Origin of the sequence: uncultured Desulfovibrio sp., from assembly GCF_944324525.1 — a bacterium.
Lineage (GTDB): Bacteria > Desulfobacterota > Desulfovibrionia > Desulfovibrionales > Desulfovibrionaceae > Desulfovibrio.
In genome coordinates this window covers 1-25,846 of sequence record NZ_CALUWS010000018.1, presented here as the reverse complement: position 1 = coordinate 25,846, position 25,846 = coordinate 1, and the positions used below count along the sequence as shown (strand labels likewise).

The following is a 25,846-nucleotide window of genomic DNA, read 5'->3' as shown; positions in this document are numbered from 1 at the left end:
GGCGGCATGGAACGACATGTGCTTTCTGTTCTGGTGGAGAATGAGCCCGGCGTGCTCTCCCGTGTGGCGGGGCTCTTCAGCGGCCGCGGCTTCAACATCGACTCGCTCAATGTGGCCCCCACGCTGGAAGAGGGCGTTTCCCACATGACCATCACCACGTATGGCGACAGCCAGATCCTGGAGCAGATCATGAAGCAGCTCCACAAGATCGTGTCCGTCATCAAGGTGGTGGACTTTGCCGAAATCCCCGCCGTGGAGCGGGAGATGATGTTCGTCAAGGTGCAGGCCGAAGGGGCCATGCGCGGCGAGATCCTGCGCACGGTGGAGATCTTCCGCTGCAAGGTCGTGGACGTGAGCGCCACGGAAATGACCATCGAGGCCACCGGGGATCACGGCAAGCTGGAGGCCATCATCAGCCTGCTGCACCGCTTCGGCATCAAGGAGCTGGCGCGTACCGGCTCCGTGGCCATGCGCCGCTCCAAAAAGCTGGCGGAGTGAGCCCCGCCGGGGCTTGACTTTTGCGGCGAAGCGGCACAACAATTTTCCTCCCGCCCTGTGCGGGAGGATTTGTGTATCATAACGACAGAGGGATACGAATATGAAAGTGTACTATGATCAGGATGCGGACATCAACGCGCTCAAGGGCAAGACGGTCGCCATCATCGGCTATGGCAGCCAGGGCCATGCCCATGCCCAGAACCTTCGTGATTCCGGCGTCAACGTCGTGGTGGGTCAGCGTCCCGGCGGCGCCAATTACGAACTTGCCAGGGAACACGGCTTCAGCCCCGTGAGCGCCGCCGAAGCGGCCGCCCAGGCCGACCTGATCATGATTCTGCTGCCCGACGAAGTGCAGGCCGCCGTCTATGCGAACGACATCAAGCCCAACCTCAAGGCGGGCAAGGCGCTGCTCTTCGCGCACGGCTTCAACATCCACTTCAGCCAGATCATCCCGCCCAAGGATGTGGACGTGTACCTCATCGCGCCCAAGGGCCCCGGCCACCTCGTGCGTCGCACCTTCACCGAAGGCGGCGGCGTGCCCTGCCTGGTGGCCATCCATCAGGACGCCTCCGGCAACGCCCTCAAGAACGCGCTGGCCTATGCCAAGGGCATCGGCGGCACCCGTTCCGGCGTCATCGAGACCTCCTTCCGTGAAGAGACCGAGACCGACCTCTTCGGCGAACAGGCCGTGCTCTGCGGCGGCGTGTCCGCCCTGATCAAGGCCGGCTTCGAGACGCTGGTGGAAGCCGGCTACCAGCCGGAAATGGCCTACTTCGAGTGCATGCACGAAATGAAGCTCATCGTCGACCTCATGTACGAGGGCGGCCTGTCCCGCATGCGCTACTCCATCAGCAACACCGCCGAATACGGCGACTATGTGACCGGCCCGCGTCTCATCACCGAAGAGACCAAGAAGGAAATGAAGAACGTGCTCAAGGACATCCAGAGCGGCAAGTTCGCCCGCGACTTCATCCTTGAAGCCCGCGCCAAGTATCCCATGTTCCTTGCCACCCGCCGCAACGAAGCCAACCACCAGATCGAAAAGGTGGGCAGCGAGCTGCGCGGCATGATGAGCTGGCTCAAGAAGGACAAGAAGGCCTAGTCCTTCCTTTCCGAACGCACCGCCGGGAGCGGGAAGCCTTTCCACCGGGAGGGGCTTTCCGCTCCCTTCGTTTTTTCGGCCCGCCGCGCTGCATCGGCAAGTCGCTTTTACTCCGTAAACGCCGCATACGCTTGCTGCGTGTTAGGGCCTGCGAGTGCTATCAGCTACTTGTTTGGGGGAAGGGGAACCCCTCCGCCAGCGCGAGAGGGGTTCTCCTGCCCCCCAAAATAAGCCACCAGCCGCGTGCACGTCCCGGTCAGCGGGACGGCGTGCGAGCCATGACCAGCAGGGTGATCGATGCGGCCCCGGCCTCGCGCAGCGCCGAGCAGGCGGCGCGGGCCGTGCTGCCGGTGGTCATGACGTCATCGAGCAGCCAGCAGTGCGCGCCCGCAAGCTGGTGTGGGGAGGCGGAAAAGCTGTTGCGCACATTGGCGACCCGGCGGGCGGCATCAAGGCCTGCCTGCGGCTGGACACGTCGTGTCCGGTGCAACAGGTCATGCCGCAACGGGAGGCGCAGTTCCCGGCAGAGGGCCGCCGCCAGTTCGTGCGCCTGATTGTAGCCGCGTTCCCGCAAATGGTCGGGATGCTGCGGCACGGCCAGAACGCAGTCAGGGGCGGGGCATGGCGGAGGGCAGGCCTGCAGGCGCTGCGCCAGCAGACCGCCCAGCGGCGCGGCCAGCGCCAGTTCTCCCGAGAACTTCAGGCGCAGCAGGCAGTCACGCAAAGCGCCCTGGTACAGGCCGTAGACCTGTATGCTCTCCCAGGGCGGCGGGTCGGCCAGGCAGTGCCCGCACGGGACGCTGGGCGCGTCCGTGTCGCCCGGACTCGCCGGCGGCAGGCCGCAGCGCGGACAAGCCGTGCCCTGATAGGGAGCAAGCAGGGGCAGGCAATGCGGGCAAAAGGCTTCGCCGTGAAGAGGCGTGAACGGGGTAAGGCAGTGGGCGCAACGGCGTTCCAGCAGCCCCAGACGCCGCAGCAGGCGTAGCGGCGGGCGAAGGAAGCCCCGAGCGCTCATGGGCTGCCGGAGGCAAACGAGGCTGGGGGCGTGGGGGCTGAAAGCGCGTCGGCGGCCTGCCGCCGTCCCCAGTCGCGCATGGCGGCCTGCAGTTCGGGGGAAATGTCCGACGGCGTTTCGATGCCGCGCACGGCCTGCCGCTCGGTGAGTTCGCGCCCGAGGGCCCGCAGAAAATAGGACAGGCAGAGCTCGCTGCCCGTGAAGAGCTGTTCCCCTCGCGGCCGGCCGGCCACCAGCAGCGACAGGCTCACGCCGGGACTGCCGTCCCCCGCGGTGCCGTCCTGCCGGGCCATCCAGCGGCTCTGGGCGCGATCCACAAGACACTTGAGCTGACCGGGCAGCGCGTAGAAGTAGATGGGGGCGGCCAGCAGCAAAAACGGCGTCCGCTCAAGGGCCTGCAGCAGGCGCTCGCCGTCGTCGCCCTCCGCGAGGACGCAGCGATGCGGCGGCCGCCGGCAGCCGCCGCAATGCGTACAGGGGCGTACCCGGCACTCCCGCAGCGGCAGGGGTTCCAGCATCAGCCCCTGCTCCGCGGCCCCTTCCATGAAGCAGCGGGCCAGGCTGTCGCTGCTGCCGTCGCGCCGGGGACTGCCCAGCAGGACGATCCCGTGCCGCATCAGCAGAGATCCCCGCAAAAGGCGTTCTGGCGGCGTTCGTCGCCGATGGTCGTGGCGGGGCCATGTCCGGGATACGCGTCGGTGTCCTCGGGCAGCGTGAAGAGCTGTTCGCGGATGGAGCGCAGCAGCAGGGCCTGATCGCCGCCGGGGAAGTCCGTGCGCCCGATGGAGCGGAAGAACAGGGCGTCGCCGGTAAAGACGGCATTCTCGGCGGGATAGTAGAGCGAGATGCCGCCGGGAGTGTGGCCGGGCGTATCCAGCACCGTGAAGACAAGATCGCCGAAGCGGCGTTCTCCGGCCGGGAGGTCTTCCGTGGTGTAGGGCGGCACGGGGGGGAATCCCCAGATGCCGCCACGGACGGATTCCGTATCGTCGAGGCAGGCCTCATGGCGGGAGGCGTAGACGGGTGCGCCCGTGGCCGCGGCCAGGGCGGCGACGCCATAGGCATGGTCGAAATGCTTGTGGGTCAGGCAGACGGCGAGCAGCTTCAGACCGCGCTGGGCAAGGTATTCCTGCATGGGCGCGGGATCGCCGCCGACGTCGATGATGACGGCTTCCCTGTCGTTGCTGACGACGTAGCAGTTTGTTTCCAGCGGGCCGAGAGCGAACTTGGCAATGGGCATAGCGGTTCCTTTGCGGTAAATTTTTTTGCAGGATACGTTGCCCGGCGGGGAACGGCAAGCGAAGATGCGGCGTGTCCGCTGCGAACGTCCGGTCACGGACGCCGTATGGCGTCGTATAACAGGAAAAGTCGTGAATTTTTCTAGACATGGAGCCGTGCCGCATCATACCATAGGCGGATGAATACGGAAAAATCCACATCGAGTCTGACCCGCGGCGATCTCATGGAGATGGATGCCCAGCTCTTTGCCGAGCTGCGGCGCGTGATCCCCTGTACGGGCTGCGCCCTGTACTTCCCCACGGAAGCGCCGTCACGGCAGGCCGAGCTGCTGGCCGGGGAACGGCGTCTGCTGCTGCCGCTCTGGCGGGGGGAAACGCCGCTGGCCGTGGCCATGCTGCACGGCGTGCGCGTGCGCGAGACGCGCCAGGCCCTGCCGCTGCTGCCCGCCGTGGCCGACATCTGTCTGGATCTGCTGGAGCGTACCCGAGGGGAGCGTACCGATGCCGTGACCGGGCTGGCCACGGAGAACCTGCTCTATGCCCGTATGGAGGAAGAAGCGACACGCGTGCGCGAGCAGCTTGCCGACCCCACGGCCGAGGATTCGCACGGCGCTTCCCTGCACAGGCTCTGTATGGGGCTCGTCCTCGTGCGCATGAGCAACGGCAGGGAACTGGCCGAGACATACGGCTATGCCTTTACCGACGGCCTGCTGCGGCAGGTGGCGGACGCCCTGCGGGCGGATCTGCCGGGCAACGTCATGGCGGCGCGCGTGGGGCGCTTCGGCATGGCGCTGCTCATGCCCAGCAGCAGCGGCCGCAAGGCCTGTCAGCGTCTGGCGCAGGAGGCGCTCCGCCGCATGGCCGGGGTGGAACAGCGCTGCGGGGTGACGCGCAAGATGGTGCGTCCCCGCCTGTGCGCGGGGCATGCCGTCTATCCGCAGGACATGGAAGGGCCGGAATTTGCCCTGTCCATGTACGAGCAGGCGCGGCGCTTCATGGAGCGGGCCCGTCTGGCCGCCAGAGAGGCGGTGCGGAGCCGTGTCCCCGGACGCATCATGTCCTTTGCGCGCATCCTGCAGGAGGGCGGCGTCATCGAGGAATGCCTCGGCATGGGACGGGTGCGCATCAGCCTCGGCCTGCGCGCCAAGGCCCGCGAGGGCCAGCGCTTCGCCGTCTGGGAGCCGGACGCGGAAGGACGCCGGCGACTGCGGGGCGAGGTGGTGTTGCTGCTGGTGCGCGAACAGGATGCCGTGGCCGAGACCCTGCAGCTGACCGATGCGGCGCGCCCGCTGGCCGTGGGCCAGCGCCTGGCCCTGCTGGACGAGGCGGCGGCTTTTGAGGAAGAGGGCATCCTGGCCGAGGACGGGCGGCTGCCGCGCGATGAGGCTGGCGGGGAGCCCGCCGTCGACACGGCCGTCGAGGGCGCGGAACCGGCGGCCGCGCCGGACGAAACGGCACAGCCCGCAGCCTGCGGGGCCGGCGACGGCCTTGAGGGCTTTCTCGGGCATGGCGAGTTCATGCGTGCCCTGCGCCGGCATGCGGAGGATCTCAATCATTTTTCGCTGGCGCTGCTGCGCCTGGACCTGGGAACGTCGCCGGAAGAGGGCGTGTCGCCCTGCGCGGCGCTGGGACAGGCGGCGGGGCTGTGGCGGCAATGCCTCGCCGGACAGGACGAAGCGGCGGGAGAGGCCGCTGTGCGCGGACTTTACGGAGGCAACAGCCTTGTGTTCCACCATCCCGAGACGGACGGACAGCGCCTGCTGCCGCTGTACGAATCGGTCTGCCGGGCGCTGGACGAGCGGGGCGTACGCGCCGCCTGCGGTCTGGCGACCTACCCCTTCCTGCAGTTCCGCAAGGGCGAGATGCTGGAATGCACCCTGAAGGCGCTGGAATACGCGCTCCTGCTGCCCGCGCCGCATGTGGGCATCTGCAACTCGCTGGCCCTCAACATCAGTGCGGACAGGCGCTACAGCCAGGGCGACATCTTCGGCGCGGTGGAAGAGTACAAGCTGTCCCTGCTGGCCGATGAGGACAATGTGCTGGCGCGCAACTCGCTGGGCGTCTGCATGGCCGCGCTCGGCCGGCACCATGAGGCCCGACGGCATTTCCTCGAGGCGCTGCGCCGCTGTTCCGACCCCGGGCAGACGGCTCAGACCCGCTACAATCTGGGCACGGTATGTCAGCAACTGGGCGAACGCCGCACGGCGGCCCGCTATTACCGGCAATGTCTGGCCGCGGAACCGGAACATCTGTACGCCCACCTGCGGCTCGGGCAGCTGTGCGAGGAGGGCGGGCGGCGCAACGAGGCTCGCCGCTTCTATGAGGAGGCGGCCCGCATCGAGGACAGCCTGCGCGAAGGCAAACAGGACGGCGGGCCCAGCCTCGCCCGGCGCTATCTGGCGCGGGTGGCGGCACGGCAGCGGCGTGGGGGCGAGGCGCGCGAGCTGCTGCATGAGGCGCTGTTGCGCGACCCCAACGACGCGGCCTCCATGTTGCTCATGGCCCGTCTTTATCTGGACGGCAACGAGGATCCCTCCGTGGCCGAGCTGCTGGCGCGCAAGAGCGTGCGCCTGCACGATACGGCGGAGGGCTGGCAGGTGCTTGCCCGGGCCCTGCGCGCCCAGGACCGGGAAGATGAAGCCCGTCTGGCGGAGGCGCGCATCCCTTCGGCCTGAGACGCAAACCGGAACGGCGCCCCCGTGCGCCATGCATAAGGAGAGATCATGACGCAGACTCTTGTTCCCGGACAGAATTGTCCCGTCCCCGCATCCCTGCTTTCCGTCAGCATCAGGGCCGGAGCCGCGGCCGACTTTTCCGCGTTTCGTCTCTTTGCCGGCGGCAAGACGCGCCGGGACGAGGACTTCGTGTTCTACGGGCAGAAAAGGAATGATGACGGCACCATCTCGCTCAGCCACGACGCCTGCTCCGGCGTGTTCAGCGTGGATCTGGCCCGGCTTGCGCCGGATGTGGAAAAGGTGGCCCTTGCCGTCACCTCGGACTTCCCCACCGTCGCGCGCCTGTCGTCCCTGACGCTGGAGGCCGCGCAGGGGGCGGAGTGCCTGCTGCGCTGTTCGGTCGAGGTGGCGCGTCATGATGAGGCTGCCCTGATCCTGGGCGAGTTCTACCGGCGCAACGGGCAGTGGAAATTTCGCTTCGTGGCGCAGGGCTTCCGGGGCGGTCTCAAACCGCTTGCCGAATTCTACGGCGTGGATGTGGCGGACGATGCCCCAGCGCCCGCGCCGTCCCCCGCGCCAGGGCCCGCGCCGTCCCCCGTCCCTCCTCGTCCGGCCTCTTCCGGTCCCGCGCATCCCGGCCCTGCGGCGTCCCGTCCGGCTCCTGCCGGCGCATCCGCGCCGTCCCCCGTTCCAGCGCCGTCCCGGGCCGTCAATTTGGGCAAGATCGTGCTCACCAAGGCCTCTCCGCGCATCGACCTGACCAAGCATACTCTTGCCGGGGGCATGTACCGCGTCAATCTCAACTGGAACCGCGCCTTCACGAGCCGGCCGAGCGGCCTTGCCGGGCTGTTCAACCCCAATCGGGGCATCGATCTGGATCTGGCCGCCTATGTCCTTCTGAAAAACGGGGATCAGACCATCGTCCAGGCCCTTGGGGAGCGGTTCGGCTCGCTGGAGCAGCCGCCCTTCGTCAAGCTGATGGGCGACGACCGCACGGGAAGTCAGGCCGACGGCGAATGGATCCACATCAACGGCGACCGCATCGACGAGCTGGCGGAGATCATCATCTTTACCTTCATCTATGCCGGCGCTCCCAACTGGAACGCCACGGATGCCGTGGTGCGCGTGGACATCCCGGGCCAGCCCAAGATCGAGACGCGGCTTGCCGACGGCAATGAGCCGCTGCCCATGTGCGCCATCGCGCGCATCACCAATAGCGGCGGCAAGCTGAGCATCGAGCGCCTTGAGCGGTATTTTCGCGGCCATGAGGAGATGGATCGCTTTTTCGGCTGGGGGTTCAAATGGCGGGCGGGCTGGAAGTGACGCCGCGGGGCGGCGTGTGCTGGCTTGCGGAAGGCTACGCGTCCCAACGGGACATGGCGCTGGCCATCAAGGCGGCCTGCCCCGACGTGCGGCTGCTTGTTTCGCATCGGGACGACCGGCGGGAAATACTGGGCTGCGGGGACATCGCCCTGCGCGAACCTCGTGACGAGGAGGAGCGTGCCGCCTTCATCGAGGAGGTCATCCGGCGTCATGCCGTGACGGTCCTCCATGCCGGGCGGCGCGGCCGTTGGTTCGAAGGCCGGCGCGCACGTCTGGAATCGCTGGGGGTGCGGCTTTCGACAGGAGCCTGCCGGGAAGCGGACTTTGCGCTGGCCGACAACAAGCTCCAGTTTTCGACGCGGATGCGGGAGGCCGGGCTGCCTGTGGTGCCGGCCCTGTCCATAGAACGGGCCGAGGACCTGCGCGAAGCGCTGCGTACGTCGCCCTTCGGAGCTGTCCGCTTGTGCGTCAAGCCGGTGCAGGGCGTTTACGGGCAGGGTTTCCGCATTCTCGACGACAGCGTCGGCCTGCGCGACGTGCTGGCGGATACGGCGGGACGGCGCGTGCCGTCCGCCTGGTATCTCCGCCTGCTGGAGGAATCGCCCGAGCCGTTGCTGCTCATGCCCTATTGCGGCGGGGACGAGTATTCCGTGGACATGCTCGTACGGCAGGGCCGTGCGCTCTGCTCCGTGCAGCGGCGCAAGCACGGGCCCCTGCAGGACCTGGAAGCGCCCGGCAAGGCGACGGAGCTCGCGTACGAATGCGCCCGCCTGCTGGGATGCGACGGACTGGTCAATATCCAGCTCATCGAGGCGGAAAAGGGACACCCTCTCCTGCTGGAAGCCAATTTGCGGCCTTCCGGCGGCATCGGCTACGGCCTTGCCGCGGGATGCAACCTGCCCGCCCTGTGGGCGGGACTCATGCTGGGCAGGCTGGACCCGGACGAGATCGCACGACGCGCCGTGCGGGATTTCCGGCCGCTGACCATCCGGCCGCTGACGGTGGCTGTCCCCCTTCCTCCGGCAGGCGGGGAGGGATAAGGAGGGGCGGACGCCGACGTATCCGGCGGCAAAGACAGGGAAGACCGCACAGGCACGGGAGCCCCGGCATGTCTTGCCGGGAGCTGACATAATTTGTAACATAAATGTAACAGAAAAATCACCACACCGGCGTGGTTTGTGATAAACTAAAAAAATAAACAGAAAGACCGGTCGCGCTGCGGACAGGCTGCCGCCGGGCAAACACGCGTCATCCTGGAGGAAACGCATGGAACGGCTTTCCCCCTATGCTGTGGGGACGACTCTCTACGTGCCTTCGACCGCCTGGAAGTACATGGAAAACATCCTCGCGGGAAAATATGGCGTTCTCCCTTCCGTCACGCTCTGTCTCGAGGACTCCATCGACAGCAGCGAAGTGGCGCGGGGCATGGAGTGCATCGGGCGCTTCCTTGCGGCGGCGCGGCAGCGTGACGGCCTGCCGCATATCTTCATCCGGCCGCGTGACGGCGGCAATCTTTCCGCCCTGCTGGACAGGGGCGGCCTTGAGGGCATCGCCGGATTCGTCCTGCCGAAATTCCGGCTTGCCGATCTGCCTGACTGGGAGCGGCGTCTGCAGGGTATGCCGTACCTCTGGATGCCGACTCTGGAGACGGCGGACGCGTTCGATCCCGCCGCCATGCGGGAACTGGCTGATGCGCTGCTGGCCGGGCCGGGCCGGGAGCGCATCGTGGCGTTGCGGATAGGCGGAAACGACCTGCAGCAGCAGCTCGGGGTACGGCGCAGCGGGCGGCATACGGTGTACGAGGGGCCGTTGGGCTATGTCCTCGGCATGCTGGCCACCATATTTTTGCCGCGCGGCTTCGCGCTGACGGCTCCGGTCTTCGAGCTGCTGGATGATGAAAGGCTGCTGGCCGCCGAGCTTGAGCGCGATATCCTGCACGGCTTTTGCGGCAAGACCGCCATCCACCCCTCACAACTGGGCCATATCCAGGCCGCCTTCAGGGTCACCCCGGAAGAGGCGGCTTCCGCGCGCGCCATACTGGAAAAGGAGAAGGCCGTCTTCCGTTTTGACGGCAGAATGTGCGAACCGGCCACGCATTCCCACTGGGCCCGGAAGATCCTGGAGCGCAGGGAGGTTTTTGGGGAGAGCGGGCCGCAGGCTGAGCCGGACGGCGGGAGCGCCGCTGGCCTTCCGTGAGAAGGACTTTGCGCGTCAGGCGCTTGATGTAAACTTTACGGTAGTTCCAGAGGGGAAAAGGCTTGCCCCGCATGCTTGCGGAAAAGGCGCTCCCCGTATCCAAATAGAGTATGGTTGGTTTGAAACGCTTGGCGCTCCAAACCATACGGCCTGCCATTTCGCGGAAAACGCGGTTTTTCCGCTTGGTTTTGGCCGGGCGGCGCTGTGCCGCCGCCTCGCGTTTCGCCTTTTCCAAAGGCAAAACGCTCCCAAAGCACATAGTGTTTACAGGCCCGCGATGAGACGTCATGTGCGCCGCAAGGGGCGACGGGCGGGAGGCGCGGCAGGGCTTTGCCCGGGCCGCTTCCCCCGGCGGACGATGTGCCGGGGATGATTTCCGTCCGTCCGTAGGGCGGCGCGGCAACATTAGTAAAGAAGGAGCATCCTATGGGTTTTCTGGACAATCTGAAGCAGAAGCTTGCCGAGGGACGCGGCAAGCTCGCCACGGAGGTCAGCCGTTTTCGCAATGCCACCTTCCTTGAAGGGGTCGTGGCGGGGGCCGTGATCATTTCCTTCGCCGACGGCGCGGCCACCTCGGAAGAGAAAAAGAAGCTCTGCGACTACATCAAGGTTTCCGAAGACTTGAAGTGCTTTGACACGGATGAGGTGGTGGCCGCCTTCAAAAAGATCGCGGACGCCTTCGACTTTGATATGGGCATCGGCAAGGCGGAGGCCCTGAAAAAAATCGGCAAGCTGCGCGGCAAGGATGAGCAGGCCCGCCTGCTCGTCCGTGTGGCCATCGTCATCGCCAAGAGCGACGGCAACTTTGACGACAGCGAGAAACGGGCTGTCCGCGAGATCTGCGCGGAACTGAATGTGCCCGTTGAAGACTTTGACTGTTGAATGGATGATGCGAAGTGCCGCGGCGCGGAATGGAGGGACACGCCGCGGCAGGCGGCAGCGGTGCGGCCGGCGGATGCCGGCGGCCGTGCGGCAGAAACGACCTCCTCAAAGGAAAGAACCATGTCTGTATCTCTGGTGAAAGGCGGCAATGTTTCTCTGACCAAGGAAGCCCCCGGGCTGGAAAACGTGGTCGTGGGGCTGGGCTGGGATGTGCGCGCGACCGATGGCGAAGCCTTCGACCTCGACGCGAGCTGCTTCCTGCTCAACGGCGAGGGTAAGGTGCGTTCCGACGCTGATTTCATTTTCTACAACAACAAGGCCTCGGCCTGCGGGTCCGTGCAGCATCTGGGCGATAATCTGACCGGCGAGGGCGACGGCGACGACGAGAAGGTCATGGTCAAGCTGGCCGCCATGCCCGCCGACGTGATGAAGCTGGCCTTTGCCGTCACCATCCACGAGGCGGAGCAGCGCCGTCAGAACTTCGGCATGGTGTCCAATGCCTTTATCCGCGTCGTCAACGAAAAGGACGGCACGGAGATCGCCCGCTTCGACCTGAGCGAGGACGCCAGCACCAATACCAGTCTCATTTTCGGGGAGCTTTACCGTCACAATGACGAATGGAAGTTCCGCGCCGTGGGGCAGGGCTTCGACGGCGGGCTGGGAGCGCTGGCCCGCAACTATGGCGTGAACATCTAAGCCGCTTCGGCAGCGGACGGCCGCGCCGCAGGTGGCGCGGCCGTCCGCGCAGACAGGAAAAAGGGTTTTTTGCCCTGCGTGGCCAGCGTCTCTTGCAGGCGCTGTCCACGAGCATTTTCCGTTTGGAACGCTGTGCGCTCCAAACCATACGGCCGGTCGTTTCGCGGAAAAACGCGGTTTTTCCGCTTACGTTTGGCCGGGCGGCGCTGTGCCGCCGCCTCGCGTTTTGCCGTTTTCAACGGCAAAACGCTTGTGTGTTGACAGGTGTTGCTCCGGCAGCGGGCAGGCCTGCCGCATTGGGACGTTACGACTTTCCCGCCGCGACGGTGCGGAAGGGGGCGTCCAGAAGGGCGGCGGCATCTTCCCCGTACCGGCGTGACGCCATGCCCCGGATATGACGGGCGCTCCCGACCCGCGTGTGCGGCGGGGAGCGCCAGCGTGGGGCAGGAGGGCGGGAGGTGCGGTTGCGTCATGACGGCCGCGTGCTGACGGCACGGCATGGGCGAGGCGCGTTATCCTGCGGCAAACCGGCAACAGCCACAAGGTAATCAATCATGGAACATCTGGGTTTTCCCACGGAAACGGTCGTCATTTTTGCCGTGACCGTCATCCTCTCTCTCTTTCTTGACCTTTTCGCGCACAAACGCGATGCCGACGTGACGCTGAAAAGCGCCTGCCTCTGGACCATTTTCTGGATCGCGGTCTCCATCGCTTTCGGCATCTATCTCTACATCCACCACGGCAGCGACATGGCGAGCCTGTTCTTCACCGGTTATGTGCTGGAAAAGGTGCTGTCGGTGGATAACCTTTTCGTCATCATGGCCATTTTTTCCTGGTTCTCCATCCCCAACGAGTTCCGCCACCGCGTGCTCTACTGGGGGGTGCTGGGGGCCATCGTCTTTCGCGCCATCTTCGTGGCCATCGGCACGGGCCTGCTTTCCTTCGGCCCGTATGTGGAGCTGCTCTTTGCCGCCATGGTGGCCTACACCGGCTTTGTCATGCTCAAAAAGGGCGATCAGGAAGAAGAGATCGAGGACTATTCCTCCCATATCGCCTACAAGGGCGTGAAGCGCATCTTCCCCATGTGGCCGCGCCTGCACGGGCATGACTTCTTCATCACCCGCAAGCATGCGACGGAAGAAGCTTCCCGGTTGGGCATCACGGTGGAGGGACTGGGCCACAAGATCCCCTTCGTGGCGACACCGCTCTTCCTCTGCCTCGCGGTCATCGAGGTCAGCGACGTCATGTTCGCCTTTGACTCGGTGCCGGCCGTCATCGCCGTCAGCCGTGAACCGCTGATCATCTACTCGGCCATGATCTTCGCCATCCTCGGTCTGCGAAGCCTTTATTTTGTGCTGGAAGCCATGAGCCGTTATCTGGTACACTTGGAAAAGGCCGTCATCGTGCTGCTCTTCTTCATCGCGGCAAAGTTGCTGCTCTCCGCACTCAAGCACGGTTTCGGCATCGGCTTCGAGCTGTCGCCCCACTTCTCGCTGGTGGTGGTGCTGGCGGTTCTGGCCGTCGGCATCATTGCCTCCATCATCAGCGCAACACAAAAGAAAAACCAGGAGTAGCACATGAGCGTCAGTCTTATCAAAGGGCAGAAGATCTCCCTCGACAAAGAGTCGGGGAAGACCCTGAACAAGGTCTTCATGGGGCTGGGCTGGGATGCCGTCAAGAAAGGCGGCTTTCTGGGACGTTTGGTCGGTGGCGGCGACATCGACCTTGACGCCTCCTGCGTGCTGTTTTCCGCGGACAAGCAGCCGCTGGACGTCGTCTACTTCGGCCAGCTCAAGAGCAAGGACGGCAGCATCATCCATTCCGGCGACAATCTGACCGGCGACGGAGAGGGGGACGACGAGGTCATCAACGTCACGCTGGCCAACGTCCCCGCCGAGGTGAACTATCTCGTCTTTACCGTCAGCAGCTACCGCGGACAGACTTTCAATGAGGTGGCCAACGCCTATTGCCGTCTGGTGGACGACAGCGGGAAGGAAGTCGCCCGCTACACCATCAGCGGCGGCGGCGACTATACGGCCATGATCATGGCCAAGCTCTACCGCCACAACGGCGAATGGAAAATGCAGGCCGTGGGCGAATCCATGCGCGGCAAGACCGTTGCCGACATGATCGGCCCCATCAGCGCGATCCTCTAACGACAGGAGCACTCCCATGTCCGTATCTCTCGTCAAAGGCGGCAACGTTTCGCTTTCCAAGGAAGAACCGGGTATCGAGTCCATCATGGTCGGCCTGGGCTGGGACGCCCGCAGCACCGACGGCAACGATTTCGACCTTGACGCCTCCTGCTTCCTCCTGAACGCCTCGGGCAAGGTCCGCAGCGACAGCGATTTCATCTTCTACAACAACCTCAAGTCCGCCTGCGGCGCCGTGGAGCACACCGGCGACAACCGCACCGGCGTCGGCGACGGCGATGACGAAGCCATCAACGTCGAACTGTCGCGCATCCCCGCCGACGTGAGCAAACTGGCCTTCACGGTGACCATCCATGAGGCCGACCAGCGCCGCCAGAACTTCGGCATGGTGTCCAACGCCTTCATCCGCATCGTCAACCGCAAGACCGGCCGCGAGGTGGCCCGCTTCGACCTGAGCGAAGATGCCAGCACCAATACGGCCATCATCTTTGGCGAAGTCTACCGGCACAACAACGAATGGAAGTTCCGGGCCGTGGGGCAGGGCTATGATGGCGGGCTTGGCCCCCTTGCCCGCAACTACGGCGTCAACGTCTAACTGTTTGGGCCGGGCCGGGAGCGGCGCACGTCGGCCGTTCCCGGCACGCCGGCACAGGCCGCCGCATGGCGGGGCCTGCGGCCCTGCCCGGAGCGGAGGCATGCCCCGCGGCGGAAGAAGGGCGGGGCGGCAAGCGGCTGCCGGAAGGAGCAAGGGGATGGAGAAACTCGTGCAGACCTACGCCGCCGGACGGCTCGAACTGGAGATCGCCCGGGCCGACCTGCCGGCGGAGGCGCTGTTCGACTTTGCCGAACGGCAGAACCCTCGCCGGGTCTTTCTTTTCGTCAGCAAGGTGCTGGGGCGGCATATCCCCGTGGCGCCGTCCGTCATGCGGGACGTGCAGCAGCGCCTTGCCGACGGCATCACGCTGCCGCCGGACATGCAGACTCTCTTCGTCGGCATGGCGGAGACCGCTGTGGGGCTTGGGGCCGGGGTATTTCGCCGCTGCCGGGAAACGTGTCCGGACAGCTGCTATCTGGCCTCCACCCGCCATGCCTTTGCCGCGCCCCGTCTGGCGGAATTCGACGAAGCCCACAGCCATGCCATGCGGCATATCCTCTACCGGCCGCGCGGCGTCACCCTCGGGGAGAAGCCCTTGCATCTCGTGGCCGTCGACGACGAGATGACGACGGGAGACACCTTCCTGCATCTTTGCGAGGCCCTGCACGGCGCGGGCCTGCCGTTGCGGCGCGTGACCCGCGTGGTCATCGTGGACTGGAGCCCGGCGGCGGCCAAGGCGGCCCTGCCCTGGCCCGGCGAAGTGGTGAGCCTGCTGCAGGGAACGTGGCACTGGACGCCGACGCCCGGCTATCCGCCGACGCCCTTCCCCGCGCGGGTGGAGCAGGGCGCGGGCGGCGAGCCGGTGAGCCGGCGGCAGGACTGGGGCCGCTTCGGCATGCTGGAGCCCGACCTGCGGCCGTGGCCGGAAGTACGGGAGCAGCCGGGAAGGCGCGTGCTCGTGCTGGGCACCGGCGAATTCGTCTGGCCGCCCTTCCTGCTGGCCGAGCGGCTGGAGCGGGAGGGAGCCGACGTGCGCTTCGGCGCGACGACGCGTTCGCCCATCAAACCGGGGCTGGCCATCCGTCACCGACTGGAGCACGGCGACAATTACGGTTTCGGCATCAGCAACTACCTGTACAACGTCGATCCCGAGGCCTACGACAGCATCTATCTCTGCTGCGAGACGGGAGCCGGGACCCTCGACAGGGAGTTGCTGCGCCATCTGCGCAAGGCGGTCGTGCTGGAGTATGACCATGCCTGAGTCCGCGTTCGTGTCCCTGGGGAGGGGACCGCTCTTCTTTCTCGATCTGGACGACACCCTGTTCCAGACGGCGCGCAAGATGAGCGAGGCCCAGCGGGAGCGGGCCGTCGTGGCGGCCGTGGACAGGCAGGGCAGGCCCAGCTCCTTCATGAGCGAGACGCAGCGGAATTTTCTGGACTGGCTCAATGAGCACGCCTGCCTCATCCCCGTGACAGGCCGCGGGACCGAGGAGCTGGGACGGGTGCGCATCGCCTTCCGTTCCTGGAAGATCGCCACCCACGGGGCCGTCATCCTCACCCCGGACGGCAGCGAGGATGCCGTCTGGCGGGAGCGCATCCTCGGCATCGTGCGGCCGCTGCAAGACGAGCTGCGCCATATCGCCCAGTGCTGCACGGACTATTTCGCCCGGCGGGGCTACGATGCCTTTGCCCGCATCAATCAGGAATACGGCACGGACATCTACCTCGTCATGAAGCATCGGGACAACAGCCGTCTGGCGGAACTGTACGCCGTCGTGGATGACGTTCTTTCCGGGCTGGACCTCTCGCGTTTCGTCCTGTCCAGCAACGACAACAACATCAGCCTGCTGCCGCGCGGCATCGACAAGGCCGCCGCTCTCCGCCATCTGCTGGGCACGCTGGATGCGGAAGGCGGCGCGCGGCCCACCGTCGGGCTTGGCGACAGCCTGAGCGACATGCCCTTTCTTGCCCTGTGCGACTGGTGGGGCATGCCCCGCCGCAGTCAGCTGGCGGGCGCAGTGGGGCGTATCGTGGGGGAGGAGGGACGGTGATGGAGGCAGGACAGTTCTTTTCCGGCTCCTACGCGCCGGAGGACATCACCTTTCTGCTGCGCAAGACCGTTATCGAGCTGACGCCGGTGGCGGAAAAGGAAGTCTGGCTCCAGAGCGGCCAGCGCCACTACTCGGAGATGCTCAGCGAAGAGAGCGTCCCCACGCCGGAACATATGGCCATCTACGCGCAAGCCCTGCAGGACGGCAAGGCGCGGCTGGCACGCGAGACGCTCGCCCTCGCTGCCGCCATCGCCGCCCAGCCGGACGCGGGCGGGCCCATCGGGCTGGTCAGTCTGGTGCGTGCCGGCTGTCCGCTGGGCGTGTTGCTGCGGCGGGCCCTGACACGCATGGGGAGGGACGTCCGGCATTTCGGCGTCAGCATCATCCGGGACAGGGGGCTGGATCATGCCGCGCTCTCACTGGTGGAGCGGGAATGCCCCCCGGAAAACATCTATTTCGTGGACGGCTGGACCGGCAAGGGGGCCATCAGCGGCGAGCTGACGCGGACGCTGGCCACACGCCCCGGTTATGCGCAGCGGCCGCCGCGTCTGACGGTGCTGGCCGACCTCTGCGGCACAAGCTGGCTGGCCGCCTCCTGCGAGGACTGGCTGATCCCCTTCAGCCTGCTGGGCGCGCCGGTGGCCGGGCTCATCTCCCGTTCCCTGTGGGCGGATGACGGCCTGCATAAATGCATGCTCTGGGAGTCCCTGCGGCATGTGGATCAGACGCGCGCATTCGTCGATACGGTCTCCGCGCTCTGGACGGACGACATGCTGGCCGAGGCGCAGCGCCACCCCGCCGTTGCCGATCCCGCGCAGTACGCCGCCCTGCGGCGGCAGTCCGGGGAACTGGTGGCGCGTCTCATGCGGCGGTTCGCCATCGACGCCGCCAACCGGATCAAACCCGGCATAGCGGAAGCGACGCGGGCGCTCTTGCGCCGGGTGCCGGAACATGTGCTCGTCAGCCGGCGCGCGGACCCCGATGTGCGCCTGCTGCTGGGGCTGGCGGCACGGCACGGCATCCCCGTGGAGGAAGGCGGCGACGCCATCCTGCCGTACAAGGCCGTGACCATCATCCGCAAAGTGCGGTAAGACGTGGGCGTATCACGCTTTCGGGGGGAGCCTCCCCCGTTGATCCGTCGTCGATGTCCGTAAGGCTCCTGCATCGCTAGGGGCCTTCTAACACTGTCTGCTGCTTAGAGCAATTTGCCTTTGAAAAGGCAAAACGCGAGGCGGGGGCACAGCGCCGTCCGGCCCACCGTGAACGGAAAAACTGTGTTTTTCCCGCGAACCACCAAGCCGTATAAAATGCTCTAAACTGGCCCTTACAGGCTGTGTTCTTCCAGTCCGCCGGGAGTGGCGGCGCCGTTTTTTCCGGCTGCGGGCGGTTCCGTGACCTGCTGCAGGCCCGGGACGGAATCCTGCACCGGGGTGGCGGGCTCGCTGCTGTCGTTGCCCTCGCCGCGCAGCACGAGCGCCTGATTGACGTACATGGTGCAGGCCAGTCCGTAGCATTCGTACAGCGCGGCCACGCTGGCCTTGAGGGGCTGTCCCTTGCGGGACGGCGGCGGCACCAGCAGATAGTAGGTGCGCACGCGCGAGCCGCGCAGGGGCTCCACCCGGCAGGAGACGAGCCATTCGTCCGTGCCGTTGTCGTCCCAGTCCAGTTCCCCCAGCATGGAGACGCTGACGGTCTGGGTGGGGTGGCGGAGCGTAAAGCCGTTCTGACGGAGGCTTGCCCGACTGGAGGGCGTGCGCGTGGCCCGGAAGGTCTCGCCAAGGTAGACGTGCCCGCCGGTATCGTCGAAGAGGAAGTCCGGCGACAGGGTGGCGTAGAGGATATCTCCGTACGGCCGGGAGGCGGCGGGACGGGAATAGTAGTCGCCTTCCGGCGTGAGCAGTTTGCGGGCGCGCATCTCGTCCGGCATGCGGCGGCTCATCTCCGCAAAGCCCTTGTCGTCGATGACGGCTACCGTACGGGCTCCGCAGCCCGCCAGCAGGAATGCACAGCACAGCAGTGCGGCGAAACGTGCAGGCATGGAATATCTCCCAGAAAAAAATTTTGGCCGGGTCGGCAGGGAAAGGCTTCTTGTAAGCAGCCTTGTGCCTGTTGTAAAGTGAAGGCAACGAAAGGACGCCCGGGCCGGAAAGCCCTGTGTCCTCATCATGAATGTTCGTCAGCCGATGACGGGAGGTTGCATGTCCGAACCGATGTATCTGGAAATGCCGTCGGGCGAGGCTCCCCAGGAGCCGCCGCGGCCGGGAACGGGGGAGAGCGGACGTCCGGGGCGCTGCCGTAAATGGTTGCGCTGGTTGCCTTTGACGGTGGTGCTGGCCGCCCTGCTGCTGGTGCTGGCGCTCTGGTGGCTTTCCGACGGCGGGCGGGAAAGCCGCTGGGCCGTGCTGGACGCCAACATGGTTCCCGTCGTGACGGAATACAGCGCGCCCCTGCGTCAGGTCATGGCGCAGCCCGGCATGCATGTGGACGCCAACCAGGTGGTGGCCCGGCTCGATGTGAGCGCCTATGCGCGCCAGCTTGCCCGCGCCAGCCAGGAACTGGCCGGTCTTGCGCCCGGCCTGCAGGAGGCGGCGCAGCGCATGCAGCAGGCGCAGGAAGCCGAGCTGGATATGGTCACCCGTTTGGCCACGGCGCGCAATGAGGAGGCCGTGAGCCTTGAGGAAAGGGACCGTAGCGTCACGGCGCATGTGCAGGCGCAGATAGCCTTGCGCGGCATCCAGCCCTATCAGGGCAAGGCTGCCTATGAGCGGGCGCGTCAGGCGGAAGCGGCGGCGCGCACGCGGATGGAGCAGGCCCGCGAGGCCTACGAGAAGGCCAGCCGGGCGCGGGCGGCGCTTGATCAGGAATTGCAGCGCATCCGTACCGAGGTGCAACTTGCCCGCACCCGGCAGGGACAGCCGCCTGTCCGGGCCAGTCAGCCGGCCCAGCTGCCGACGCCGGATGAGAATCTTTACGCGCCGGTAAGCGGGACCGTGACGCAGGTCCTGCAGAGCGCCGGGCAGACCCCGCAGCCGGGCAATCCCGTGCTGCTCATCGCGCCCGATGACTCGGCCGCCTGGTGGGTCATGGCCTACTATCCGGCCGACGAGGCCGAAGGGATCAGCGCCGGGCAGGCTGTCCGCATCACCCTTGCCCAGGGCGCCACGGCTTCCGCCGCGCCCCGCTCGACGGCGGGGACGGTCTGGAAGGGCAAGGTGGAAGAGGTCTATCCCCCGCAGATGATGACCCTTCCCGGCACGAACGGCGGTACGGGCGACGGCGGTTCCGCCTCGCTTGTGGCCGTGCGCATTTCCCTTGACGACGGCGCGGCGCTGGCACAGGCGGCGTCCGCCGGGGCACGACTGAACTGCGATATCCGCACCCGCAACCTGCTGGGCTTCACGGGGCTTTAGAGCCGTGAGGCGGCGGCACAGCGCCGCCTCACATATCGCCTTTTCAAAGGAAAAATGTTTCAGGGGCTGTTACACAAATTTTGTAAACAATTTCAATGGATAAGCAAAAGTAAGCTGTGCATGCCCCATGTGCCTTTTGGGGCGGGCTTGCCTCGTGTTTCGACTCTTCCCATGGCAAAAGCGCGCTGGGGAAGGGATGGGGGCTTGGGGGAAGGGGAACCCCTCCCGCGCCGGCGGCGACCGAAAGGCGGCCCAAAGGGCCGTGTCCGTTAGGCGACAAAGGAGCCTTACGGACATCGACAGCAGAGCGAGGGGTTCCCCTTCCCCCAAACGAGCAGCAAATATGTTAACAGGCCCTGGTCGGAGCGAGAACAGCCCGAAGGAAGGTCAGTCGCTGCCCCGTGGTGGGCTTTTGCAAGGCGGCCTGCGGGGTGATGGAGGAACAGAGGCGTAACGCCTGATGGGAAGCGTCCATGCAAGGAGGGAGCCTGCTTCGCGCAGACTCCCTCCTTTTTTGCCTGCCCGTACACGAACAGACAACGAAACGGCAACAGCGAGCCGGGTGGAGTGCCGGACGGTTTGTTCAAGCGTCCCGTGCCGCTGGAATGGACAAACGCGAGGCGGCGGCACAGCGCAACCCGACTCACGGCGAGCGGAAAAAACGCGTTTTTCCCGCGATGTGACAGGTTATGGTTTGCGGCGCGAAAACGGCGCAAACGGAAAATGCTCCAGAGGGTTAGGGCTGGGCCAGTTCCTCGTAGGGGATGAGCTCCTTGTCGGGCAGGCCCTTTCCGGCGGTATCGCCCAGAGAGAGCCAGGGGTTGACCCGCTTCAGTTTGCTGGTGTCCCAGCGGGGGAGCAGATGAGGCTGGATGTTCTTCAGCTCAAATTCGCGGACAAACTTGTCCATATCCGTATCCGGGTGAACACCGGCCTTGAAAAGAGCTTTGCCAAACAGGCCATGCAGGAATTCGGGCAGTCCGTCGCGCCGGTGGTTCAGGAGGGCCTCGGCGTCATCCACATCCGGTGCGTAGAGGCGTGCGTGGGTCTGCGCCAGCCATTGCTTGTAGTCGGGACGGAAGGGGTTGTCCAGAAAGAGCGAGGGATAGTAGTCATACGAAGCGTCTTTCGCTCTTTCCAGACAGGAAAGCATATAGGAGGCTGACGTTGCGGGACGGTGTACCCTGTTGACGTACTCGATCCCCGCTTCAGCCACACGAACGCGGAACGGGATGTCCAGAACGGCCCGCCGGATCTGTTCCTTCAAATTGTTCCTGTCGATGGGGATGACGGGCCGGTGGAAGGGGATCGGCGACATGTCCGCGTTATTGCCGCCCAGGACGGCGCAACCGCAGGCCATGCTTTCGTTGGCAAGGATGCCATGACCGCCGCAAGCCAGCTGATCGATGACGATATCCGCCAGTTGAAGTGTTTTTTGGAGTTGCTTGCTGGGGACTTTCGGTGGCCTGATGTAATCAAAGTCCAGCCCTTCTTCCCGCAGTTCATTGAGGCAGGCCTCGATAACGCTTGTTCCCTTGAATGCCTCCCTGCTTGGGGCGTGGAGGATGACAGGTGTCTTTCGGGCCGGGATCATTGGCGAGCAGCCGTCGGGATCGAAGGTATTGACCGCGGCAAAAAAAGGAGAAAAACCCAGTGAGCTATGGGCTGAACAATTGGCGATGACATCGGCGTACAAGGCGCTCATGCACTCTTTATACAGCTTTGGCGCAAGATGGTAGACGTAGACGAGTCCAGACATGTAGGCGGCAGGCTTGCGCCAGTCGCGGCTGGGGCGGGCAAGTTCCAGCAGTTCTGGAAGAGCTATGTTGAAAGGTGCGCCAGCGTAATTCCAGGCTAGGGAGCTGGGATAGATAAAGCGTGTGCAGGAACCTGTATTGCGGATGATGACCTTTTTCCCCATCTCATGCAAGATCGGCAGGTCGTACATGCCTGGGAGCAGCGTTTGCCCAGAGATGAAGATAAAGAGATCGAAATTTTCTATGAACGAAAAAAATTCTTTTGAAGGTTCAAGCGAAGTGTTGTTTTGTCCTTGTACAAAAGTATTTGGGGCAAATACAAATGAGAAATTATGATCATAAAATTCATTGCTGGAAAAGGCAGCCGTTTTTACATCATGGCCAAGTTCTGAAAAACCTCTGCCAAAATTATAGATAAAGCCCGCAGTATTTATACCTGAAATCAAAATTTTCATGGCATTTTCCTTGTTGAAAAATACTTTGACCGTCAGTTGCTTTCTTGCTTAGGCAAACTGGCGCGAAAGCATCGCTGAGTAAAGCGTTTTCCTGTTGTCGTACCATGAATCGAAAAAAACTCTGGCATCCAGACCGCTGGTGAGCTTGCCGTCTTCGCAGTGGTGAAAAACCTTTTCGCCCGCTTTGATGAAACAAAAATCCCCGATGCTGACCCCGTCCGAAAAGATGGCGCCCGTCCCCACGAAGCTGTTGGCGCCGATATGGACGAAGCCCGGGATGTTGACGCCCTGGCAGATATAGGCATTGTCTGCAAGCGAACTGTCATGCCCGATGATCGCCCCCGGCAGGATGGTGACCGCGCTGCCTATGCGTACGTCCGCGTCAATGATGGCTCCCGGGCCGACATAGCAGTTTGCGCCGATCTGGGCGGAGTCGTCGACGATGGCCTGTCCGCTGATCACGGAAATGGGCTGCAGGCCTTTGGCCAGCATTTTTTGTACGCATCCCGCACGGTTTTGATTGAAGTTGCCGTAGCCGATGGCACAAAAAAAGTGTTCCGCGCCCAAGTTTTCATGGGTTTCCAGCAGGGAAAAGGGGAGGCAGGGCCTCCCCATGAACTGACGCTCCTGATGGCAGTGGTCATCAACGACATATCCGGCGATATCAAACCGCGGACTCAGCTGAACGGATACCTGCCGGGCGAAGTTGCCCACTCCCCATATCACGCAGCGCGGCTTCATGATCACAGATCCGTTTTCTTCACCTTGATGTCAGGGCTGTCCGGCAGGGCCATGAACAACTTCTCAGCCGAGGCATTGGAGATGTGATACTTGCTGATCATGAACTCATGGAGCGTGGTGCCATGCTGGTTCAGGCAGGCTTCCCAGGCATCGATGCCAGCGCGCATCTCAAACACATGTTCGCAGTATTCTTTCCATTCCCGCGCCAGGTTGCGCACTTCTTCATTCTTCCCGCCCATCGCCACGATGATGAATGACTTCAGAGCGTCGGAAATATCCCCGTGGATATAGGAGCGCAGCCCGAACTCCAGCATCTCATCGGTGGTCGAACACTGGCTGTTCGCAAAGAAGATGTGCGGATCCTTGATCTCTCTGCGGTTGGCGATGCAGAGGTTTTCAGTGGAGTGCGTCTTGAGCGAAAGCAGCCAGCTGCAGTTTTTGCACAGATATTTTTCCTTATCAAGCTGGGCGAAGTTTGCGTCTGACATCAGCTTGCGATAGCGCTTATACTTCTCGCCGTTCCAGATCTCCATGATGCTCTGCTTGCTGACGTCCCCCATGATGTTTGTTTCAAAGGGGTCGGCAATGCACGAAACCACCTTGCCATCCCACGTTATGGGCATGATGGAATAGGGGATGATGCATCGGGGAAGCTTTTTTTCTTCGATCTGATCGAAGAACTCAAATTCAATGCCGTCGACGGCATTGTAGAAATTGAACAAGCCGTTGATGCTGATATTGAATGCGGGATAACGCTTGCTGAAAAAGTCAAAGACTTCTTCATCCGCATAGTGTTTGTTGGCCTCGCATCTGACCATGTAGATGAATATCTTTTTTGTTTCTTTTCTCCGTACATATTCACTGTGGAGATAGTCCACATTCTTCAGGACAAGATCAAAATAGTCCCTCCGATGTGCCATCTTGTAGTGTTCCCTGTCGATAGCGAAGATGGAGATACCGACATAGTCTGCGTAATCAAGAAGACCATCGGCTATGGTCGTGTTCATGCGCGCGGCGTTGGTATTCAGCGCGACTTCATAGTCGGGGCGCTTCTCCTTAAGATAGGCCATCATATCAATAAAGCGGGGATGGAGCAGAGCCTCGCCCGTCTTGTAAAGATATACACGGCGAGGGGCTTCCGGAAGCTCGTTGACGATTTTTTCAAAGAGTTCCCACTTCATGATGCCGCGCTGCGGATTGCCTTCGGCGTCCTTTCCCTTGCGCATCTTGTCGATGGCGCACGTTATGCATCTGTTGTTGCAGACGTTTGTTGGGCAAATATAGACGGCGTTGGGGAATTCCACTTCACCGTCGGTCTGGTTCGACCATGCGAAGAGCGCACTTTTTTTGGCACGGCTGACCAATTCTTCAATTTTCGTATCCATCGGATTCTCCTTACCTGTCTTGTCAGGCGGCATTCCATGCTGAGCAGCGCAAAATATCGCGTCGTCAGCCAGGGATCCTTTCATATTGGCCGGATGGGAACTTTGTTAACAACGTGTAAAGTTGCCGGCAGCCGGCAGCCAGGGATATCCTGGGGGCAAAACCCAGTTCATTTTTTGCCTTGCTGATGTCAAAAAACCAGCTGATATCTTCTGAGCGGGAAGCTTCATACCGGATGGGCGTGCCTTTTTTGCCGGAGATGCCAATGAACAGGCGGGCGAGATCCGTGGTGGAGATGCTCCGCTCCCCGGCGATCAGGAATACGCCCTCTCCCTGGCGCAGTCCGCAGTGGCAGGCCCTGACGATGTCCTGCACATGGATGAAGTTCTGGCATCGCTCGCCTGTGCCCCAGATGACAAAAGGCTTGCCGTCGAGCGCATTGCGCAAAAATATGCCCATCAAAGTCGTCTGCGGCATCCCCACGCCATAGGGCGAGGCGATGCGGTAGGTCAGGATGCGCATCGGCGTCGTGCCGCGACAGGCATCACAGACGTCTTCCGCAGCAAGCTTCGAGATATGGTACGCGGTTTGCGGTTCTGCCGGCGTGGCCTCGTTCTGTGGGCCGCCAGCGCACGAGCCGGTGACATAGGCGCTTGACATGTTGATGAATGCCCGACAGCGACGCGCAAGAGCGACGGCCAGCACATTCCGGGTCCCCTGCACGTTGACCCTGGCATAGTCCTCACTGGAATGCTGTGCCCCCGGCAGCAGTGCCGCCAGATGGATGCAGGCGTCGATCTGACGGGGGAGGATGTCCTCCCAGCTGTCTGGGGATTGGATATCTCCCGGGAAATATTCTATATTCGGATGCGCTGGCGGCAGGCTTTTCCTGTAAGGCGCATAGACCCTGATCCCTCGCTTTGCCAGCGAAAGGCTGATATGGCGGCCGATGAACCCTCCTGCGCCGGTTACCAAGCAGCTTTGCATATTCATCCGAAAAAGGGTTGCGCCCGTTGTGTTAGGGAAGGATCGTCTCTTCCAGCCGTCTGCCGATGTACACTGTCTTGGTGTAGGCTTCGGGCAGCGTCCGCTCGCCAAGGATCTGCCGCCTGAGCAGCATCTCCGGCTCATTCCAGCCGCCAAGCGCCCGCAGAGAAGTCGTCCCCGAAAAGCGGGGATTGATCTCGAGCAGGCAAAGCTTCCCCCCGGTAAAGCGGCACTGGATGTTCATGGGGCCACGCCCTCCGAGCGCCAGGGCGACCTCGGCACACGGCGCGCAGACGTGAGGATAGGCCGCCAGCGTGCCCTGCGAGATCCCGCTGCTTATGACCAGATGTTCCCCCAGCTCCTTGCGGCCGGTCGTATTCTTGACGCGCTGCCGGCGGCTGATGGACACGTTCAGGTTGCGATGCAGACCAATGGTTCCCATCAAGGTGCCCTCCGTATCCTGCAGGACGCCGACAGTGAATTCGTCCTCAGCCGTTCCCACATACTCCTGCGCGACAAATTCGCCGTGCTGCTCCAGGAGGTAGCTGGCAAAAAAGTGCAGCTCCTTGTCGTTTCTGACAATGAAGACATCGGTCGATCCGCCGGATTGTTTAGGGTCAGGACTCATTATTTCCATACGCTTCAAAAAAGAGTAGGTATGGAGACGGAGGTTACCATGTCTACTCTTT

Annotated in this window: 24 protein-coding genes; 15 read left to right on the top strand and 9 right to left on the bottom strand. The window is 63.6% G+C overall.

The window, feature by feature from the left end; translation table 11 throughout:
- Positions 1-6: 6 nt before the first annotated feature.
- Together ilvN and ilvC are read left to right on the top strand one after the other, a co-directional pair.
- Entirely contained in the window at positions 7-498 is a 492-nt protein-coding gene (ilvN, locus tag Q0K12_RS06320) for an acetolactate synthase small subunit (RefSeq protein WP_297228343.1), read from the top strand.
- Between the two features lie 100 nt (positions 499-598).
- The gene (gene ilvC / locus Q0K12_RS06315; RefSeq protein ID WP_297261128.1) at positions 599-1,600 is read left to right on the top strand and encodes a ketol-acid reductoisomerase; all 1,002 of its coding nucleotides are present in this window, start codon (positions 599-601) and stop codon (positions 1,598-1,600) included.
- Between the two features lie 256 nt (positions 1,601-1,856).
- On the opposite strand, the gene Q0K12_RS06310 is transcribed toward ilvC, so the two are convergent.
- From Q0K12_RS06310 to Q0K12_RS06300, 3 genes are read right to left on the bottom strand one after another with little or no spacing between them, the layout of a single operon-like run.
- Entirely contained in the window at positions 1,857-2,615 is a 759-nt protein-coding gene (locus Q0K12_RS06310) for a ComF family protein (protein ID WP_297261126.1), read from the bottom strand.
- Positions 2,612-3,232, bottom strand: a complete 621-nt coding sequence (locus Q0K12_RS06305; protein ID WP_297261124.1) for an NAD(P)H-dependent oxidoreductase — start codon at positions 3,230-3,232, stop codon at positions 2,612-2,614. Before Q0K12_RS06305 ends, Q0K12_RS06310 begins: the two co-directional genes overlap by 4 nt.
- Positions 3,232-3,855 (bottom strand): MBL fold metallo-hydrolase, encoded by a 624-nt coding sequence (locus tag Q0K12_RS06300; RefSeq protein ID WP_297261122.1) that lies wholly within the window; start codon positions 3,853-3,855, stop codon positions 3,232-3,234. The genes Q0K12_RS06305 and Q0K12_RS06300 overlap by 1 nt, the downstream gene beginning before the upstream one ends.
- A gap of 177 nt (positions 3,856-4,032) precedes the next feature.
- On the opposite strand from Q0K12_RS06300, the gene Q0K12_RS06295 reads away from it, so the two are divergent.
- The 12 genes from Q0K12_RS06295 (at position 4,033) to Q0K12_RS06240 (ending at position 17,515) form a co-directional block, all read left to right on the top strand.
- Positions 4,033-6,528 (top strand): tetratricopeptide repeat protein, encoded by a 2,496-nt coding sequence (locus tag Q0K12_RS06295; protein ID WP_297261120.1) that lies wholly within the window; start codon positions 4,033-4,035, stop codon positions 6,526-6,528.
- 48 nt (positions 6,529-6,576) lie between these two features.
- Positions 6,577-7,851 (top strand): TerD family protein, encoded by a 1,275-nt coding sequence (locus Q0K12_RS06290; protein WP_297261118.1) that lies wholly within the window; start codon positions 6,577-6,579, stop codon positions 7,849-7,851.
- Entirely contained in the window at positions 7,830-8,891 is a 1,062-nt protein-coding gene (locus Q0K12_RS06285) for an ATP-grasp domain-containing protein (protein ID WP_297261116.1), read from the top strand. The genes Q0K12_RS06290 and Q0K12_RS06285 overlap by 22 nt, the downstream gene beginning before the upstream one ends.
- A gap of 226 nt (positions 8,892-9,117) precedes the next feature.
- A complete protein-coding gene (locus tag Q0K12_RS06280; protein ID WP_297261113.1) occupies positions 9,118-10,047 on the top strand; it encodes an HpcH/HpaI aldolase/citrate lyase family protein in 930 nt (309 codons plus the stop codon).
- A gap of 426 nt (positions 10,048-10,473) precedes the next feature.
- Positions 10,474-10,929 (top strand): tellurite resistance TerB family protein, encoded by a 456-nt coding sequence (locus Q0K12_RS06275; RefSeq protein WP_297261111.1) that lies wholly within the window; start codon positions 10,474-10,476, stop codon positions 10,927-10,929.
- 120 nt (positions 10,930-11,049) lie between these two features.
- Positions 11,050-11,625 carry a TerD family protein gene (locus Q0K12_RS06270; RefSeq protein ID WP_297261109.1) on the top strand — a complete coding sequence of 192 codons (576 nt, stop codon included), beginning with the start codon at positions 11,050-11,052 and terminating at the stop codon, positions 11,623-11,625.
- Between the two features lie 554 nt (positions 11,626-12,179).
- On the top strand, positions 12,180-13,199 hold the full coding sequence (locus Q0K12_RS06265; RefSeq protein WP_297261107.1) for a TerC/Alx family metal homeostasis membrane protein: 1,020 nt from the start codon (positions 12,180-12,182) through the stop codon (positions 13,197-13,199).
- A 3-nt stretch (positions 13,200-13,202) separates the two neighbouring features.
- Positions 13,203-13,781 carry a TerD family protein gene (locus tag Q0K12_RS06260; protein ID WP_297261104.1) on the top strand — a complete coding sequence of 193 codons (579 nt, stop codon included), beginning with the start codon at positions 13,203-13,205 and terminating at the stop codon, positions 13,779-13,781.
- 16 nt (positions 13,782-13,797) lie between these two features.
- The gene (locus Q0K12_RS06255; RefSeq protein ID WP_296303877.1) at positions 13,798-14,373 is read left to right on the top strand and encodes a TerD family protein; all 576 of its coding nucleotides are present in this window, start codon (positions 13,798-13,800) and stop codon (positions 14,371-14,373) included.
- Positions 14,374-14,530: 157 nt separating this feature from the next.
- Positions 14,531-15,634 carry a phosphoribosyltransferase domain-containing protein gene (locus Q0K12_RS06250; protein WP_297261101.1) on the top strand — a complete coding sequence of 368 codons (1,104 nt, stop codon included), beginning with the start codon at positions 14,531-14,533 and terminating at the stop codon, positions 15,632-15,634.
- Positions 15,627-16,424, top strand: a complete 798-nt coding sequence (locus Q0K12_RS06245; RefSeq protein ID WP_297261099.1) for a hypothetical protein — start codon at positions 15,627-15,629, stop codon at positions 16,422-16,424. The genes Q0K12_RS06250 and Q0K12_RS06245 overlap by 8 nt, the downstream gene beginning before the upstream one ends.
- Positions 16,424-17,515 (top strand): cysteine protease StiP family protein, encoded by a 1,092-nt coding sequence (locus Q0K12_RS06240; protein ID WP_297261171.1) that lies wholly within the window; start codon positions 16,424-16,426, stop codon positions 17,513-17,515. Before Q0K12_RS06245 ends, Q0K12_RS06240 begins: the two co-directional genes overlap by 1 nt.
- Positions 17,516-17,748: 233 nt before the next feature.
- Here the strand turns inward: Q0K12_RS06240 and Q0K12_RS06235 are convergent, their stop codons facing one another.
- Positions 17,749-18,462 (bottom strand): hypothetical protein, encoded by a 714-nt coding sequence (locus Q0K12_RS06235; protein WP_297261097.1) that lies wholly within the window; start codon positions 18,460-18,462, stop codon positions 17,749-17,751.
- A gap of 160 nt (positions 18,463-18,622) precedes the next feature.
- Here Q0K12_RS06235 and Q0K12_RS06230 point away from each other — a divergent pair, with 160 nt between their 5' ends.
- Positions 18,623-19,834 (top strand): HlyD family efflux transporter periplasmic adaptor subunit, encoded by a 1,212-nt coding sequence (locus Q0K12_RS06230; protein WP_297261095.1) that lies wholly within the window; start codon positions 18,623-18,625, stop codon positions 19,832-19,834.
- 736 nt (positions 19,835-20,570) lie between these two features.
- Here Q0K12_RS06230 and Q0K12_RS06225 read toward each other — a convergent pair.
- From Q0K12_RS06225 to Q0K12_RS06205, 5 genes are all read right to left on the bottom strand, one after another.
- A complete protein-coding gene (locus Q0K12_RS06225) occupies positions 20,571-22,046 on the bottom strand; it encodes a hypothetical protein (protein ID WP_297261093.1) in 1,476 nt (491 codons plus the stop codon).
- A 48-nt stretch (positions 22,047-22,094) separates the two neighbouring features.
- On the bottom strand, positions 22,095-22,787 hold the full coding sequence (locus Q0K12_RS06220) for an acetyltransferase (RefSeq protein ID WP_297261091.1): 693 nt from the start codon (positions 22,785-22,787) through the stop codon (positions 22,095-22,097).
- Positions 22,788-22,789: 2 nt separating this feature from the next.
- On the bottom strand, positions 22,790-24,172 hold the full coding sequence (locus Q0K12_RS06215) for a radical SAM protein (protein WP_297261089.1): 1,383 nt from the start codon (positions 24,170-24,172) through the stop codon (positions 22,790-22,792).
- Positions 24,173-24,236: 64 nt separating this feature from the next.
- Positions 24,237-25,157: an NAD(P)-dependent oxidoreductase gene (locus Q0K12_RS06210; protein ID WP_297261087.1), complete on the bottom strand. Its 921-nt coding sequence runs from the start codon at positions 25,155-25,157 to the stop codon at positions 24,237-24,239.
- Between the two features lie 31 nt (positions 25,158-25,188).
- A complete protein-coding gene (locus Q0K12_RS06205) occupies positions 25,189-25,785 on the bottom strand; it encodes an ATP-grasp domain-containing protein (protein WP_297261085.1) in 597 nt (198 codons plus the stop codon).
- Positions 25,786-25,846 lie beyond the last annotated feature (61 nt).